Genomic DNA, 15,890 nt, shown 5'->3' with positions numbered 1-15,890 from the left:
ATGCGCTGGAGGTTTTTCTCGATGCTTTTGAAGGCCCGCTCGACCTGCTGCTGTACCTGATCCGCAAGCAAAACATCGACATTCTCGACATTCCAGTGGCGGAAATTACCCGCCAGTACATGGGATATGTCGAGTTGATGAAAACCGTTCGCCTGGAATTGGCTGCCGAATACCTGGTTATGGCTGCGATGCTGGCCGAGATCAAGTCGCGCATGTTGTTGCCGCGCTCGGTTGCAATCGAAGAGGACGAGGGCGACCCTCGGGCCGAACTGATCCGCCGCCTGCAGCAATATGAGCGGTTCAAGGCTGCTGCTGAAGGGATTGAGGGGCTGAGCCGGGTAGGGCGCGAGGTGTTTGTGCCCAAGCTCGACGCGCCCGAGGCGCGGGCGCGCAAGCTGGTGCCGGATGTGGCGCTGGAAGAACTGCTGATGTCGATGGCTGAAGTGTTGCGTCGCACCGACATGTTTGAAAGTCACCAGGTCAGCCGTGAGGCTCTGTCGACCCGCGAACGGATGAGCGACGTGCTCGAACGCCTTAAGGGCGGCGGTTTTGTACCGTTTGTCGAGCTGTTTACCGCCGAAGAAGGCAAGTTGGGCGTGGTCGTGACGTTTATGGCCGTTCTTGAGCTGGTCAAAGAGTCGCTGATCGAATTGGTGCAAAATGAATCCTTCGCGCCGATCCATGTGCGGGCAAGAGCCGAATAAAGAGCTGAAACCATGAATTTGACTGAACCCCGCGAGCTGGCCCCCTTGCTTGAGGCTTTTCTGTTGGCCTCGGGAAAGCCGCAAAGCCTTGAGCGCCTGTTTGAATTGTTTGAAGAAGGCGAGCGCCCGGAACCGCCGGTGTTCAAAAAGGCCCTGGAGCTGTTGCGCAAATCCTGCGATGGCCGGGCGTTTGAGCTCAAGGAGGTGGCCTCGGGCTATCGCCTGCAGATCCGCGAGAAATTCTCACCCTGGATCGGGCGCTTGTGGGAAGAGCGCCCGCAGCGCTATTCGCGAGCCATGCTTGAAACCATGGCGCTGATTGCCTATCGCCAGCCCATTACCCGGGGCGAGATTGAAGATGTGCGCGGTGTGGCGGTGAACAGCCATATCGTCAAAACCCTGCTTGAACGTGAGTGGATTCGCGTGGTGGGGTATCGCGACGTGCCGGGCAAGCCCGCGATGTTCGCGACCACCAAGGGCTTTCTCGACCACTTCAACCTCAAAAGCCTCGACGAATTGCCGCCGTTGGCCGAATTGCGCGAGCTGGAGCCAGATCCGATCCTCGATTTTGACGACGCCCCGGTGCCTGCGCATCTTCAGGCCCTGGCTGACGAAAGTGCAGAGCCCGAAGAGCCGAAAGACGAAACCAGCTTCCGCACCCTGCTGACGGAACTGGACTCGATGGAAGAAGGTCTTAAAACCGACTTTGATGACTTGTTGCGCGACGCGGCGCCAATTGATGTTCCGGAACCAGAACCAGAACCAGAACCGGAACCAGAGATAGAGGCGCAACCACAACCGCAGCAACCCTCTGCGGCCGAACTGGCCCGCGAGCGCTTGCGCGCAGCCGTTGCTGCGCTTGAGCAGCGATCCGCCTTGAGCGATGAAGAGCTTGAGGCACAGGCGCTAGCCGAAGCCATCGAACAGGAACGCCGCGAGCTGGACGACTGACGCAAAACCTCTGTGGGAGCGAGCCTGCTCGCGATTTGAGCGGCGAGGTGTATCTGTGACTGACGTAGCGATCCCATCGCGAGCAGGCTCGCTCCCACAAAAAAGCAATTGAGGTATATCCATGAGTTCACCCAAGGACCCCTGCATCAGTGTCTGCAAGTTTACCGATGACATTTGCATCGGTTGCGGGCGCACCAAAGCTGAAATCAAAGGCTGGAAGAAACTCGGCAAGGATGAAAAACGTGCGGTGCTGGCCGAGTCGGCCCTGCGTTTGCTGGCGCTTGAGGCCACCGGTCGGCGGAAAAAGAAGTAGGAAACCCACTTCGTGACTAGGCTTTGATGCGCAATGGCCAACATCAGCGTATGATTCGCGACCCTCTGGGGCTCTATAGAGCTCCAAGGCCCATTTTTAACACTTCAGGCGCTCGCCTGAATTGACACACCGGGAGGTGCCCAGATGAGTGATCTAGACCCTAAAGACAGCCAGGAAATTGGCCCAGCAGGCGAAAAACTGCAAAAAGTCCTCGCCCGTATTGGCGTTGGCTCGCGTCGCGACGTAGAGAGTTGGATCAGCCAAGGCCGGATCAAGGTCAATGGCAAGGATGCAACCCTGGGTCTGCGCGTAGACCTGCATGACGCCATCTCCATCGATGGCAAGGTGATCAAGCGTGAAGAGGCAGCCGAATCGGTTCGCCGCGTGATCATGTACAACAAACCCGACGGCGAAATCTGCACCCGTGACGACCCTGAAGGCCGTCCGACCGTGTTCGACAAACTGCCGCGTCCAAAAGAAGGCCGCTGGATCAACATCGGCCGTCTGGACATCAACACCACCGGCTTGCTGATGTTCACCACTGACGGTGAATTGGCTAACCGCCTGATGCACCCTTCCTACGAAATGGACCGTGAATACGCGGTACGTGTACGTGGCGAAGTGGACGACGAGATGATCGAGCGCCTCAAGGCCGGCGTTGTGCTGGAAGACGGCCCGGCGCGTTTCACCGACATCAAGCAGGCTCCGGGCGGCGAAGGCTTCAACCATTGGTACCACTGTGTAGTGATGGAAGGCCGTAACCGTGAAGTACGTCGCCTGTGGGAATCCCAGGGCCTGGTGGTCAGCCGTCTGAAGCGCGTGCGTTTCGGTCCGGTGTTCCTCAACTCCGACCTGCCAATGGGTCGCTGGCGCGAAATGAGCCAGTTTGAGGTCGATATCCTCAGCGCTGAAGTTGGCTTGACGCCAGTTGCCATGCCGCAAATGAACGCCAAGAGCAAAGACAAGCTTGAGCGTATGCAGCGTAAATCTTCGCGTCCTGTGGCGCGTACTGATCGTGTTGCACGCACTCTGCGCCCGGCCGAAGGTGCTCCGTTGGCTCCGCGCCCTGCGCGCCAGCCGCACATCGAAGGCGAGCGTCCTGCGCGTCCTGCTCGCGAAGAGGCTGCTCGTCCGGCACGCAAGCCGGCAGGTCGTACTGACCGTGTGCCAGCGGGTCGTGGTGCACCAGTCGCTGAGCGTCCGAGCGAAGTTAACAAGCGTCCAACCAAGCCGAGCCGTTCAGGCCCCAAGCTGGTTGACGATGCACCGTCGGGCAAGCGCCGTGGCGCCCCGGCCGGTTCGGGCCAGCGCCCGGGCTTCGGTCGCCGCAAGCCGCAGTAAGCTTGTAGCGCGCTAAAAAGAACGCCAGCCCCCAGGGGCTGGCGTTTTTTTATGCCTGAAAAAAGCCCTGTAGCAGCTGCCGAAGGAACGAGGCTGCGTTCGGCGACGTAGTCGTCGCAAAATCAGATTGCTCGGTGTGCCAGTCAAATCCGGATGTCAGGATTTACGACGGCTGCGCCGCCGAACGCAGCCTCGTTCCTTCGGCAGCTGCTACGGTTAAAAATCTGAGTGGCAAATAATCGTTACAGTCCGTCAATAAATCCATACGAATTCAACCACTTACTGACCTTAAACCGCTAAAAACCGCTCTCTGTAATGAAAATCTTCCGAGTTTTATAGATTTAGGACACTTCCTGCCCGAATGGCGGCTTGTTTCGTCTTGCAATCAGCTGTGTGATGGGATCTTGCCTTCGTGCGGGTGTACAATGCGCCGCGTTTTAACTGTGACTCAATTGCGTACCCGCGCATTTTGTGCCACTCGGTGATATGCCGATTGGCCAAAACATCAAGGCTATCCGCCTTGTTAATTCCGCAATGCCACAAGCGTTGCGGGTTCGATTCCGTCACAGATAAAAACAAACAGGTGACGCATGACTCGTGAAACAACCTTGGATTCCTGGCGTCTGCGCTGGGGTTTGATTTGTGTTGTAGACCCTTCGATCACTGCCTCTGGTGCTCAAGTTACAACGCACTGAATCACATCAAACCTTGTGTGGGACCTTTTCAATGAGTGGAAATACCTCGCATTCGGGCGAGCTTAAACGCGGCCTGAAAAATCGTCATATCCAACTGATAGCCCTCGGTGGCGCGATTGGTACTGGCCTGTTCCTCGGTTCGGCCGGGGTGCTGAAATCGGCCGGCCCGTCAATGATTCTGGGTTATGCGATCTGCGGCTTTATCGCCTTCATGATCATGCGCCAGCTCGGCGAAATGATCGTCGAAGAGCCGGTAGCCGGTTCTTTTAGCCACTTTGCGCATAAGTATTGGGGCGGCTTTGCCGGTTTCATGTCGGGCTGGAACTGCTGGGTGCTGTACATCCTGGTGGGTATGTCAGAACTGACCGCTGTCGGTAAATACGTGCACTACTGGTGGCCGGAGATCCCGACCTGGGCCTCGGCAGCTGCCTTTTTCGTCCTGATCAACCTGATTAACCTGACCAACGTCAAAGTGTTTGGCGAGGCCGAATTCTGGTTTGCGATCATCAAGGTTGTGGCGATTGTTGGCATGATTGCTCTGGGCAGCTATCTGCTGGTCAGCGGCACCGGTGGTCCTCAGGCATCGGTCAGCAACCTGTGGGAGCATGGCGGCTTTTTCCCCAACGGGACGACCGGTCTGATCATGGCCATGGCCTTTATCATGTTCTCCTTCGGTGGTCTGGAAATGCTTGGCTTCACCGCCGCAGAAGCCGACAAGCCACGCACCGTGATCCCCAAGGCAATCAATCAGGTGATCTACCGGATCCTGATTTTCTACATCGGTGCCCTGGTGGTCCTGCTGTCGCTGACCCCGTGGGACTCGTTGCTTGAAACCCTCAATGCCGGTGGCGATAGCTACAGCAGCAGCCCGTTCGTGCAAGTGTTCTCGATGCTGGGCAGCAACACCGCTGCGCATATCCTCAACTTTGTGGTCCTGACCGCGGCGTTGTCGGTGTACAACAGCGGTACTTACTGCAACAGCCGCATGTTGCTGGGTATGGCGCAACAGGGCGATGCCCCGAAAGTGCTGGCTAAAATCGACAAGCGCGGTGTGCCGGTCAACTCGATCCTGGCCTCGGCTGCGGTCACGGTGATTGCAGTTCTGCTCAACTACCTGATGCCGCACGATGCGCTGGAACTGCTGATGTCGTTGGTAGTGGCCACGCTGGTGATCAACTGGGCGATGATCAGCTACTCGCACCTCAAGTTCCGCCAGCACATGGACAAAACAGCGCAAGCGCCGCTGTTCAAGGCGCTGTGGTATCCGTATGGCAACTACGTTTGCCTGGCATTCGTGGCGTTTATTCTGGTGATCATGTTGTTGATCCCGGGGATTCGTGTGTCGGTCTACGCGATTCCGGTATGGGTGGCCTTTATGTGGATGTGCTTCCTGATCAAGAACAAGCGTGCGCTGCAAGCATCAACAGCGGCTTACAGTTCAGCCAAATAAGCTGAGCGCTGAAATCAACAAACCCGGCCATTGCGCCGGGTTTGTTGTTTGTGGGGTATCCTGCACGCCCTGAAGACGGACCCATTTTTGATGCTGGTAATTTCCAACAACGTGCATATCCCTGATGCCGAGATCGAGCTGACGGCAATCCGTGCCCAGGGAGCGGGCGGGCAGAACGTCAATAAAGTCTCAAGCGCCATGCACTTGCGCTTCGATATCGTTAATTCGTCGCTGCCGCCGTTTTACAAGGAGCGGCTGCTGGCGCTGCGTGACAGCCGGATCACCAGTGATGGTGTGCTGATTCTCAAGGCCCAGCAATATCGCACCCAGGAGCAGAACCGGGCCGATGCACTGGAGCGTTTGGTCGAGTTGATCGTCAGCGCGACCAAGGTCGAGAAAAAACGCCGCCCGACCAAGCCGACCCTGGGTTCGAAAAAGCGTCGCCTGGAATCCAAGACCAAGCGCGGCAGCATCAAGGCTGGGCGGGGCAAGGTGGACTTCTAGAGAGTCCCCCAATCCCCAAAGGCATTAAGTGACTCTCGCTCTCTGCGCCTGGCGATACAGATACACACTGAGCAACAACCCGCTGAGCGCCGCCAGTGCCGCAAACAGAAAGATCGAAGCAAAGCCAAAGCCTGCGGCTACGGCGCCCACCAGCGGCCCGGTGATGCCCAGTGACAGGTCTATAAACAGCGAGTACGCGCCCACCGCTGCACCACGGCTGGAGGCGGGCACCAGGTTGACCGCTTCAACCCCCAGTGCCGGGAACACCAGTGAGAAGCCGAAGCCACTCAAGGCCGCGCCCGCCAGCGCCAGTTCCGGGTTCGGCGCCAACCACAGCAACAGCAGGCCCAGGGTCTCGACGCTCAGGCAGGCAATCGCCACCCGAAAGCCGCCGATACGGTTGATAAAGTTGCCGAATATCAGCCGTGCGCCAATAAAGCTGGCGCCAAACAAGCTCAGGCACAGTACTGCGTTTTCCCAGTGATTAGTTGCGTAGTACAGGGTGATAAAGGTCGCGATGGTGCCAAAGCCGATCGAGCCCAGGGCCAGCCCGGTGCCGTGGGGCAGCACTCGCCCCAGCACATGCAGGAACGGCAAGCGCACACCGCTGACAATGGGCGCGGCCAGTTTTGGCCAGGCCAGCAACACGCCCAGGGCTCCCAGGGCAATGATGCTTGCCCCCAGGCTCCACATGCCCAGATGGCCGACCATCACCACGCCCAATGGCGCGCCAATAGCAATCGCGCCGTAACTGGCGATGCCGTTCCAGGAAATCACCTTGGCGGTATTCTGTGCGCCAACCCGGCCAATGCCCCAGCCGATGGAGCCGGAACCCACCAGGCTTTCCGCGCTGCCCAGCACCAGCCTGCCGATCAACAGGCTGGCAAGGCTCCAGGCCGGCATGCTCGTCAGCCAGGTGGACACCAGCATAAACACGCCGCTCAGGCCGCAGCCAGCCAAGCCAATCATCACGGCGCGCTTGCTGCCCCGGGTGTCAATGATGCGGCTGGCGTACGGGCGGCTCAGCAGGGTGGCCAAATACTGCACGCTGATCACCAGCCCGGCGATTACGGTGCCGTAGCCGAGGTGGTTGTGTACGTAACCGGGCAGTACGGCCAGCGGAATGCCGATATTCAGATAGCCGATAAAGGTAAACAGAACAATGGAAACCACTTGCAGTGTGATTGCCATAGGGCGCTGTGTTTCAGGCATGGGGTAGGGGTCCTGCGGGGAGCGGTTGGGGCAGATTACAACGGTGCAACCAATTGTGTCGCGATTAAAGCCGCCAGTGCATTTTCCTGGGTGCCGAAACGCTTGAGCAAGGTTGCTTGTTTTTCGGGGCTTAGGCGTTCCCAGAGGTCGATCATTTTTTCGGCGGTGCCGATCAAAACGCTGGCTTGGGTTTCGCTGAAATTGTCAGTCACGCTTGAATCCGGAATAGGGGAGGGTGGAGCGATTGTGTCAGACGGTGTGAAAAACCAGATGCTTTTCGCACCGTCTGATTGCGAACCGTCAGTCTTCGCTGTCGGCCTGGAGGCTTTCTGAAGCCTCGTCCAGTGCGGAGTTTTCGCCACTGGTGTGTTGCGGGATTGGCTGCTGGGTTTCATGCAGGCTTGGGAAGGGGAGGTTTGGGATCTCGTGCATCGTCGCGCTCCTCGCAAGGTGTGTTTAAGTAGCTTGCTAAGGATACAGGACGAAGTGTGACAATTTGTCTTTTTATTGCGTCTGGGGGGATTTGTATCGAGTTTTTCATGCGGCGGCTACAAGGCAAGCAAAATCCCCGTAGCAGCTGCCGAAGGAACGAGGCTGCGTCCGGCGACGCAGTCGACGTAAACCCGGTGAACTCGATGTATCTGAAACACCAAGGCTCAATGGTTTTGCGACTGCTGCGCAGCCGGACGCAGCCTCATTCCTTCGTCAGCTGCTACGGATTTCAGATGTGTCGAAAGTCAGTGAGTACACACCTGCGCAATTGCCTTGGCCAGCAGGCTCAGGCGGGTGCCGTCTACTCCCGCCATGTTGGCGCGACCGGAACCGACCATGTACACGCTGTGTTTCTCGCGCAACAACTGGACTTGCTCCTGAGTCAGGCCGGTGTACGAAAACATCCCGCGCTGCTGATTAATATGCGCGAAGTGCTCAGCCAGCCCGAATGGCGTCAGTGCTTCTACCAGACCGCTGCGCAATTGCGCGATCCGGCTGCGCATGGCTTCCACTTCTTCGATCCACACGCTTTTGAGCTGTGCATCGCCGAGGATCGTCGCCACCACTGCCGCGCCGTGATCCGGCGGGTTGGACCACAGGTTGCGCGCCAGATAAGCCAACTGGCTGCGGATGTCCGTCAGCTTTTCGGCATCATGGGCACACACAATCAAGGCGCCGACACGTTCGCGATACAGGCCGAAGTTCTTCGAGCACGAGCTGGTGATCAGGACTTCCGGCAGCTCACGGGCAAACAGGCGAGTCGACCAGGCATCTGCTTCCAGTCCATCGCCGAAGCCTTGGTAGGCGAAGTCGATCAACGGCAACAGTTCGCGGCGGCGTACTACGTCCAGTACCTGCAGCCAGTCAGCCTGGGACAGGTCGAACCCGGTCGGGTTGTGGCAGCAAGCGTGCAGCAGCACCACATCGCCTTTTGGCGCGTGTTCCAGCGCTTCGAGCATCGCAGCAACGTTGAGCTTGTTGTCGCTGCCCACGTACGGGTAGTGGCTGATCTTCAGCCCGGCAGCGGCAAAGATGGTTTCATGGATCGGCCAGGTCGGATCGCTCAGCCAGATGCCGCGGCCCGGCAGGCATTGTGCGATAAAGTCGGCGCTCAGGCGCAACGCGCCGGTGCCACCCGGAGTCTGCGTGGCGCCTGCACGTTTGCCCGCCAGCAGAGGCGAGTCCTCACCCAGTACCAGTTCGCTGATCAGTTGCCCGAAACGGCTGTCGCCATGACCGCCGATATAGGTTTTGGTCTGCTGCTGGTCTACCAGGCGCTGTTCGGCCTGTTTGACCGATTGCAAGATCGGCGTCAGGCCATTGGCGTCTTTATAGACGCCCACGCCCAAGTCGAACTTGTCGGGGTTGTTGTCCTGCTGGTAGGCGTCCATCAAACCAAGAATCGGGTCGCCCGGTACCCGACCAATAGCGGCAAAGTGCATTACTTGCGGCCTTCGGCGGTTTTTGCAACTTCGTCAGTGCGCGCGGCCATGATGAAGTCGTTGCGGTGCAGGCCTTTGATCGAGTGGCTCCACCAGGTCACGGTGACCGAGCCCCACTCGGTCAGCAGGCCTGGGTGATGGCCTTCAGCCTCAGCGATTTCGCCCACGGCATTGGTAAAGTCCAGTGCGAACTTGAAATTCTTGAACAGAAAGACCTTTTCCAGCTGCATGACGCCGTCGCGAACTTCGATGTTCCAGTCGGGGATCTGTTTGATCAGCATCGGCAGTTCTTCGTCGCTGACCTGTGGAGCATCGGCGCGGCAGGCTTCGCAGTGGGCTTGGTTCAGTGCGTTCATGGTGGATTCCTGAATTCGGTTTTTATTGATGTAAGTATAAAAAGTCGGGTTAAGCCGCTTTGGGTTTAGGCGCGAACTTTGGCGCGTGCAGGCCCATTGTCATGCCTTTTTCGACCATGCCCATAATGTCTTCGTGGGCCAGGTCAAACAGTCGCTTCAAGTCCGGCAGGACAAAATACAGCGGCTGCAAAATATCGATGCGATACGGCGTGCGCATGGCTTCCAGCGGATCGAACACCTGATGTTCCGGTTCTGACGACAGGCTGTAAACCGTTTCTTTGGGCGATGAAAGAATCCCGCCACCATAAATGCGCTTGCCTTCAGGGGTGTCGACCAGGCCGAACTCGATGGTCATCCAGTACAGGCGGGCCAGATACACGCGCTGTTCCTTGCTCGCTTGCAGCCCAAGCTTGCCGTAGGTGTGGGTGAACTCGGCAAACCACGGGTTGGTCAGCAGCGGGCAATGGCCGAAGATCTCGTGGAAAATATCGGGCTCTTGCAGGTAATCCAGCTCTTCGGGGGTGCGAATAAAGGTCGCTACCGGGAACTGCTTATTGGCCAGCAATTCGAAGAAGGTCTGGAAGGGGATCAGCGCGGGTACGCGGGCAACTTGCCAGCCGGTGGTGGCGCCCAATACCTGATTGATTTCGCTCAGTTGCGGGATTCTGTCGTGGGGCAGGCCAAGCTTCTCGATGCCTTGCATGTACTCAGGGCAGGCGCGGCCTTCCAGCAGTTTCAACTGACGGGTAATCAGCGTGTTCCACACCGCGTGTTCTGCAGGTGTGTAGTCGATAAAGCCATTGGCATCCGGCTCACGGGCGACGTATTTCGTTTGCTTCATGGGGCTCTCCGCAAGGAAATCGTTTTTATTATTCGGCGTTGTTGCGATGCCTTAGTGATACCCCAAGTGATTGCGTCGTACAGCTAGCCTTAAGCCAGTAATGCTGGGATGATGCGCCTAATTTGTAAAGTATTCGTTACGATGTGAGTGTTGCTCTGTCATTGCTGAGTAACCGACAGCAAAACTGTCACAAAATCGTGACGATGAAATGCCACTGAAGTAGGAAAACTTCTCTGTGGGAGCGAGCCTGCTCGCGAAAGGCGCTCTTGAGGCCTTCGCGAGCAGGCTCGCTCCCACACTGGATCTCCATTGTTAGTTATTCCCGAGCCCTGCCCATGCGCATCAAAGTCCACTGCCAAAACCGGATTGGCATTCTTCGCGACATTCTCAACCTGCTGGTTGCCTATGGCATCAACGTCAAGCGGGGCGAGGTGGGGGGCGATCAGGGTAATGCGATTTACCTGTACTGCCCAAATTTGATCAACCTGCAATTCCAGGCCCTGCGTCCGAAGTTTGAAACCATCGCCGGTGTATTCGGAGTCAAGCGCGTAGGTTTGATGCCCAGCGAACGCAGGCATATGGAACTCAATGCCTTGCTCGGGGCGCTGGAGTTTCCGGTGTTGTCCATTGATATGGGCGGTTGCATCGTTGCCGCCAACCGTGCCGCCGCGCAGTTGCTCGGGGTTCGTGTCGACGAGGTGCCGGGGATTTCCCTGTCGCGTTACGCAGAAGATTTTGACCTGCCCGAACTGGTGCGGGCCAACAAGTCGCGGATCAATGGCTTGCGGGTCAAGATCAAGGGGCTGGTGTATCTGGCGGACATTGCACCGCTGCAACTGGAGCACGATGAAAGCGAGGCGATGGCGGGCGCAGTCCTTACCCTGCACCGCGCTGACCGCGTGGGCGAGCAAATCTACAACGTGCGCAAACAGGAGTTGCGCGGTTTTGACAGTATCTTCCAGAGTTCGAAAGTCATGGCCGCCGTGGTGCGTGAAGCCCGGCGCATGGCGCCGCTGGACGCGCCACTGTTAATAGAAGGCGAAACCGGGACCGGCAAGGAGCTGCTGGCCCGCGCCTGTCACCTGGCCAGCCCCCGTGGCCAGTCGCCATTGATGGCGCTCAACTGTGCTGGCCTGCCCGAGTCGATGGCCGAAACCGAGCTGTTCGGTTATGGCCCCGGAGCGTTTGAAGGGGCGCGCGCCGAAGGCAAACTCGGCCTGCTGGAACTGACAGCGGGCGGTACGTTGTTTCTCGATGGTGTGGGTGAAATGAGCCCGCGTTTGCAGGTCAAACTGTTGCGCTTTTTGCAGGACGGCTGCTTCCGGCGTGTCGGCAGCGATGAAGAGGTGTATCTGGATGTGCGGGTTATGTGCGCCACCCAGGTCGACCTGTCCGAGTTGTGTGCCAAAGGTGAGTTCCGCCAGGACCTTTACCACCGGCTCAACGTGCTGTCGCTGCACATCCCGCCGCTGCGTGATTGCCTGGACGGACTTGAGCCTTTGGTCGAGCATTTTCTGGATCAGGCCAGCCGACAAATCGGTTGCCCGCTGCCGCGTCTGGCGCCTGCGGCCATGGATCGCCTGAGCCACTACCACTGGCCGGGCAACGTGCGCCAACTGGAGAACGTGTTGTTTCAGGCGGTTTCGCTGTGTGATGGCGGGATGGTAAAGGCCGAGCATATTCGCTTGCCGGATTACGGCGTACGCCAGCCGTTGGGTGAGTTTTCGATGGAGGGCGGCCTGGAGCAGATTGTCGGGCGTTTCGAGAAGGCGGTGCTGGAGCAGCTGTATTCCGAGCACCCGAGCAGCCGATTGCTGGGCAAGCGGCTGGGGGTTTCCCACACCACCATCGCCAACAAACTGCGCGAGCACGACATTATCAAGACGAAGCAGTAGAACCGTGGGAGCGTTGTCTGCTCGCGAACGGCCTTCGCGAGCAGGCTCGCTCCCACAGGTTGTGCGTTGTCTGGCAGACCATGCCTTGCCGCTACCGGCAGAACCCCGCCGTATTTACGTCTTTTCCCTTTCTCGCCTCGTCCGCCAATCTCCCTCCAGCCCGGTCAAACCGGCCTTTCCCACCGTCAAAAAATAGTTGGTGCGCAAATTGCTTTAACCACCGCAGTACAGCGGTGGGCGGCAAGCGTCCGTCAGACAGAGGAAAGACTGTGGACAAGTACCTTTATGTGGCAATGACCGGCGCCAGTCAGAACGCACTGGCGCAAAAGGCGCATGCCAACAATCTGGCGAACATCTCGACCAACGGTTTTCAGCGTGACCTGGAGCAGGCGCGTTCGATGCCGGTGTTTGGCGACAGCTTTCCGGCGCGGGCCTTTGCCCTGACTGAGCGCCCGGCAACCGATTTCAGCCCCGGTGCCATGATCGAGACCGGCCGTGACCTGGATGTGGCCGTGTCCGGCGATGGCTGGCTGGCCGTGCAGGCTCCTGACGGCAGCGAAGCCTATGTGCGCACCGCGAGCATGAACGTGGACGCCCTTGGCATGCTGCGTGCTGGCAATGGCATGCCGATCATGGGCAACGGTGGGCCGATTGCGGTGCCGCCCCAGCAGCAGATCGAGGTTGGTCAGGACGGCACCATCAGCATCCGCGCCCAGGGCGAAGGCCCACGCGTCATGGCGCAAGTGGACCGGATCAAGCTGGTCCAGCCGGACTTGAAAACCATGACCAAGGGCCTGGACGGCTTGATCCACACCAGCGACGGCCAGCCTGCTGTGGCAGATGCCAACGTGCGAGTGGTCTCGGGGTTTCTGGAGGCGAGCAACGTCAATGCCGTCGATGAAATGACCTCGGTGCTGGCACTTTCCAAGCAGTTCGAGCTGCACATCAAAATGATGAACACCGCCAAAGAAGACGATCAGGCCATGACTCGCGTCTTGTCCATCAGCTAATTACTTGAACGCAGCGCCGAAAAACCGGCGCGCGAGGAGAGCACCATGCTTCCAGCACTGTGGGTTGCAAAAACCGGTTTGGCTGCACAAGACACCAACCTGACCACCATTTCCAACAACCTGGCCAACGTGTCGACCACCGGTTTCAAACGTGATCGCGCCGAGTTCCAGGATTTGCTCTATCAGATCAAGCGCCAGCCTGGCGCCCAATCGACCCAGGACAGCGAGCTGCCTTCGGGTCTGCAAGTGGGCACCGGGGTGCGCATCGTCGGCACGCAAAAGAACTTTGCCGCTGGTAGCCTGCAAACCACTGATCAGCCATTGGATATGGCGATCAATGGCCGGGGCTTTTTCCAGATCATGCAGCCCGATGGGACTACGGCCTACAGCCGCGACGGTACATTCCACCTGGACTCTAACGGCCAGATCGTCACCGCCAGCGGTTTTGCCCTGGAACCGGCGATTGTGGTGCCTGCCGATGCGCAGACCTTCACCGTAGGCCAGGACGGCACCGTGTCAGTGACGATTGCCGGTAACCCGGCCGCGCAGGTGATCGGCAACGTGCAGACCGCCGACTTTATTAACCCGGCCGGTTTGCAGTCCCAGGGCGGCAACCTGTTCCTGGAAACCGCCTCCAGCGGCGCACCGCAAATTGGTACACCTGGCCTCAACGGTTTTGGTCTGACCATGCAAAGCATGCTGGAGACCTCGAACGTCAGCACCGTGGAAGAAATGGTCAACATGATCACCACTCAGCGCGCCTACGAGATGAACTCAAAAGTGATCTCCACCGCTGACCAGATGTTGTCGTTCGTTACGCAAAACCTGTAATTACGTGAAATAGCGGGAGAGCTCATGAAGCGCTTGTTTTCTGTTCTGGCACTGGGCGCCATTACCTTTGTGGCCGGTTGCGTCAGTCCGCCACCGCGGCCTAACGATCCGTACTACGCCCCTGTACTGCCGCGCACGCCGCTGCCGGCAGCGGCCAACAACGGCTCGATTTACCAGGCCGGTTTCGAGCAGAACCTGTACAGCGACCGCAAGGCGTTCCGCATTGGCGACATCATTACCATCACCCTGAACGAGAAGACCCAGGCGAGCAAAAACGCCAACTCGGCGATCGGTAAAAACAGCAACACCAGCATCGGTCTGACCTCGTTGTTCGGCAGCGGCATGACCACCAATAACCCGCTGGGCGGTGGCGACCTGAGCCTAAACGCCGGTTACAGCGGCAGCCGTGCGACCAAGGGCGACAGCAAGGCCGGGCAGGGCAACAGCCTGACCGGCTCGGTCACTGTGACCGTGGCCGACGTGTTGCCCAATGGCATCATCGCCGTGCGCGGCGAGAAGTGGATGACCCTGAACACGGGTGACGAGCTGGTACGCATTGCCGGTCTGGTGCGGGCGGATGACATCTCCACCGACAACACCGTGTCTTCGACCCGCGTGGCCGATGCGCGCATTACCTATTCGGGGACCGGCTCGTTTGCCGATGCGAGTCAGCCAGGCTGGTTCGACCGCTTCTTCCTTAGCCCGTTGTTTCCTTTTTAGTGATGAACTTCACCATGTCCAACCTCAAGCATTTGCTGGCAGCCGTGTTGCTGTTGTCGACCTCCCTGGGCGCCCATGCCGAGCGGTTGAAAGACATCGCCAGCATTTCTGGCGTGCGCTCCAACCAATTGATTGGTTATGGCCTGGTGGTCGGGTTGAATGGTACGGGCGACCAGACCACGCAAACCCCGTTCACCCTGCAGACCTTCAACAACATGTTGTCGCAGTTCGGGATCAAGGTGCCGCCGGGCTCGGGCAATGTGCAGCTCAAAAACGTTGCGGCAGTGTCGATCAGCGCCGATCTGCCCGCATTTGCCAAGCCGGGGCAGGTGATCGATATCACCGTGTCCTCGATCGGCAACTCCAAAAGCCTGCGCGGCGGCACGCTGCTGCTGACACCGCTCAAGGGTATCGATGGCAATGTGTATGCGGTCGCCCAGGGCAACCTGGTGGTTGGCGGCTTTGACGCCGAAGGCCGCGACGGCTCGAAAATCACCGTCAACGTTCCGTCTGCCGGGCGCATTCCGGGTGGTGCATCGGTTGAACGAGCAGTGCCGAGTGGTTTCAATCAGGGCAACAGCCTGACTTTGAACCTCAACCGTTCGGACTTCACCACGGCCAAGCGGGTAGTGGACAAGATCAACGACCTGCTCGGCCCTGGCGTAGCACAAGCGATTGATGGCGGTTCGATTCGCGTGACTGCGCCGCTGGACCCAAGCCAGCGTGTCGATTACCTGTCGATCCTGGAAAACCTTGAAGTCGATCCGGGGCAGGCGGTGGCCAAGGTCATCATCAACTCGCGCACCGGCACTATCGTGATCGGCCAGAACGTCAAGGTTTCGCCAGCTGCGGTGACTCACGGCAGCCTGACCGTGACCATCACCGAAGACCCTATCGTCAGCCAGCCGGGCCCATTGTCCAATGGTGAGACGGCCGTGGTGCCGCGCTCGCGCCTTAACGCCCAGCAGGAAGCCAAGCCAATGTTCAAGTTTGGCCCGGGCACTACGCTGGATGAAATCGTGCGTGCGGTGAATCAAGTGGGTGCGGCGCCAGGGGACTTGATGGCGATTCTCGAAGCGCTGAAGCAGGCTGGCGCCCTGCAAGCCGACCTGATCGTGATCTGAGGCCGACGT

Annotated in this window: 17 protein-coding genes; 11 read left to right on the top strand and 6 right to left on the bottom strand. The window is 58.7% G+C overall.

The window, feature by feature from the left end:
• Positions 1–5: 5 nt before the first annotated feature.
• From N7D90_RS16470 to arfB, 6 genes are all read left to right on the top strand, one after another.
• Complete coding sequence (locus N7D90_RS16470; protein ID WP_261742464.1) at positions 6–704, top strand: segregation and condensation protein A; 699 nt, start codon at positions 6–8, stop codon at positions 702–704.
• A 12-nt stretch (positions 705–716) separates the two neighbouring features.
• Positions 717–1,655 (top strand): SMC-Scp complex subunit ScpB, encoded by a 939-nt coding sequence (gene scpB, locus N7D90_RS16465; protein WP_261739004.1) that lies wholly within the window; start codon positions 717–719, stop codon positions 1,653–1,655.
• A 121-nt stretch (positions 1,656–1,776) separates the two neighbouring features.
• Positions 1,777–1,968: a DUF1289 domain-containing protein gene (locus tag N7D90_RS16460; protein WP_261739003.1), complete on the top strand. Its 192-nt coding sequence runs from the start codon at positions 1,777–1,779 to the stop codon at positions 1,966–1,968.
• Positions 1,969–2,112: 144 nt separating this feature from the next.
• A complete protein-coding gene (gene rluB / locus N7D90_RS16455) occupies positions 2,113–3,309 on the top strand; it encodes a 23S rRNA pseudouridine(2605) synthase RluB (RefSeq protein WP_261739002.1) in 1,197 nt (398 codons plus the stop codon).
• A gap of 726 nt (positions 3,310–4,035) precedes the next feature.
• Positions 4,036–5,454 (top strand): amino acid permease, encoded by a 1,419-nt coding sequence (locus tag N7D90_RS16450; protein WP_261739001.1) that lies wholly within the window; start codon positions 4,036–4,038, stop codon positions 5,452–5,454.
• A gap of 90 nt (positions 5,455–5,544) precedes the next feature.
• Positions 5,545–5,958, top strand: a complete 414-nt coding sequence (gene arfB, locus N7D90_RS16445; protein WP_261739000.1) for an alternative ribosome rescue aminoacyl-tRNA hydrolase ArfB — start codon at positions 5,545–5,547, stop codon at positions 5,956–5,958.
• Positions 5,959–5,982: 24 nt separating this feature from the next.
• On the opposite strand, the gene N7D90_RS16440 is transcribed toward arfB, so the two are convergent.
• The 6 genes from N7D90_RS16440 to phhA all read right to left on the bottom strand — a co-directional run bounded on the left by N7D90_RS16440 (position 5,983) and on the right by phhA (position 10,301).
• Positions 5,983–7,170, bottom strand: a complete 1,188-nt coding sequence (locus tag N7D90_RS16440; protein WP_261738999.1) for an MFS transporter — start codon at positions 7,168–7,170, stop codon at positions 5,983–5,985.
• Positions 7,171–7,205: 35 nt separating this feature from the next.
• The gene (locus N7D90_RS16435) at positions 7,206–7,382 is read right to left on the bottom strand and encodes a hypothetical protein (RefSeq protein ID WP_261738998.1); all 177 of its coding nucleotides are present in this window, start codon (positions 7,380–7,382) and stop codon (positions 7,206–7,208) included.
• Between the two features lie 88 nt (positions 7,383–7,470).
• Positions 7,471–7,602, bottom strand: coding sequence for a hypothetical protein (locus N7D90_RS16430; RefSeq protein WP_261738997.1), 132 nt, complete (start codon positions 7,600–7,602; stop codon positions 7,471–7,473).
• A 305-nt stretch (positions 7,603–7,907) separates the two neighbouring features.
• Entirely contained in the window at positions 7,908–9,104 is a 1,197-nt protein-coding gene (locus N7D90_RS16425; protein WP_261738996.1) for an amino acid aminotransferase, read from the bottom strand.
• Complete coding sequence (locus tag N7D90_RS16420; protein WP_261738995.1) at positions 9,104–9,460, bottom strand: 4a-hydroxytetrahydrobiopterin dehydratase; 357 nt, start codon at positions 9,458–9,460, stop codon at positions 9,104–9,106. The genes N7D90_RS16425 and N7D90_RS16420 overlap by 1 nt, the downstream gene beginning before the upstream one ends.
• 49 nt (positions 9,461–9,509) lie before the next feature.
• Complete coding sequence (phhA, locus tag N7D90_RS16415) at positions 9,510–10,301, bottom strand: phenylalanine 4-monooxygenase (protein ID WP_261738994.1); 792 nt, start codon at positions 10,299–10,301, stop codon at positions 9,510–9,512.
• A 335-nt stretch (positions 10,302–10,636) separates the two neighbouring features.
• On the opposite strand from phhA, the gene N7D90_RS16410 reads away from it, so the two are divergent.
• From N7D90_RS16410 to N7D90_RS16390, 5 genes are all read left to right on the top strand, one after another.
• A complete protein-coding gene (locus N7D90_RS16410; RefSeq protein ID WP_261738993.1) occupies positions 10,637–12,196 on the top strand; it encodes a sigma-54-dependent transcriptional regulator in 1,560 nt (519 codons plus the stop codon).
• 269 nt (positions 12,197–12,465) lie between these two features.
• Entirely contained in the window at positions 12,466–13,206 is a 741-nt protein-coding gene (locus tag N7D90_RS16405; protein ID WP_261738992.1) for a flagellar basal body rod protein FlgF, read from the top strand.
• Positions 13,207–13,251: 45 nt separating this feature from the next.
• Positions 13,252–14,037: a flagellar basal-body rod protein FlgG gene (flgG, locus tag N7D90_RS16400; protein WP_261738991.1), complete on the top strand. Its 786-nt coding sequence runs from the start codon at positions 13,252–13,254 to the stop codon at positions 14,035–14,037.
• Between the two features lie 24 nt (positions 14,038–14,061).
• Positions 14,062–14,757, top strand: a complete 696-nt coding sequence (flgH, locus tag N7D90_RS16395; protein WP_261738990.1) for a flagellar basal body L-ring protein FlgH — start codon at positions 14,062–14,064, stop codon at positions 14,755–14,757.
• A gap of 14 nt (positions 14,758–14,771) precedes the next feature.
• A complete protein-coding gene (locus tag N7D90_RS16390; RefSeq protein ID WP_261738989.1) occupies positions 14,772–15,881 on the top strand; it encodes a flagellar basal body P-ring protein FlgI in 1,110 nt (369 codons plus the stop codon).
• Positions 15,882–15,890 lie beyond the last annotated feature (9 nt).

This window comes from Pseudomonas fragi (assembly GCF_025426255.1).
GTDB classification, from domain to species: Bacteria; Pseudomonadota; Gammaproteobacteria; order Pseudomonadales; family Pseudomonadaceae; genus Aquipseudomonas; species Aquipseudomonas kulmbachensis.
This window is presented reverse-complemented; position numbering and strand designations above follow the sequence as displayed.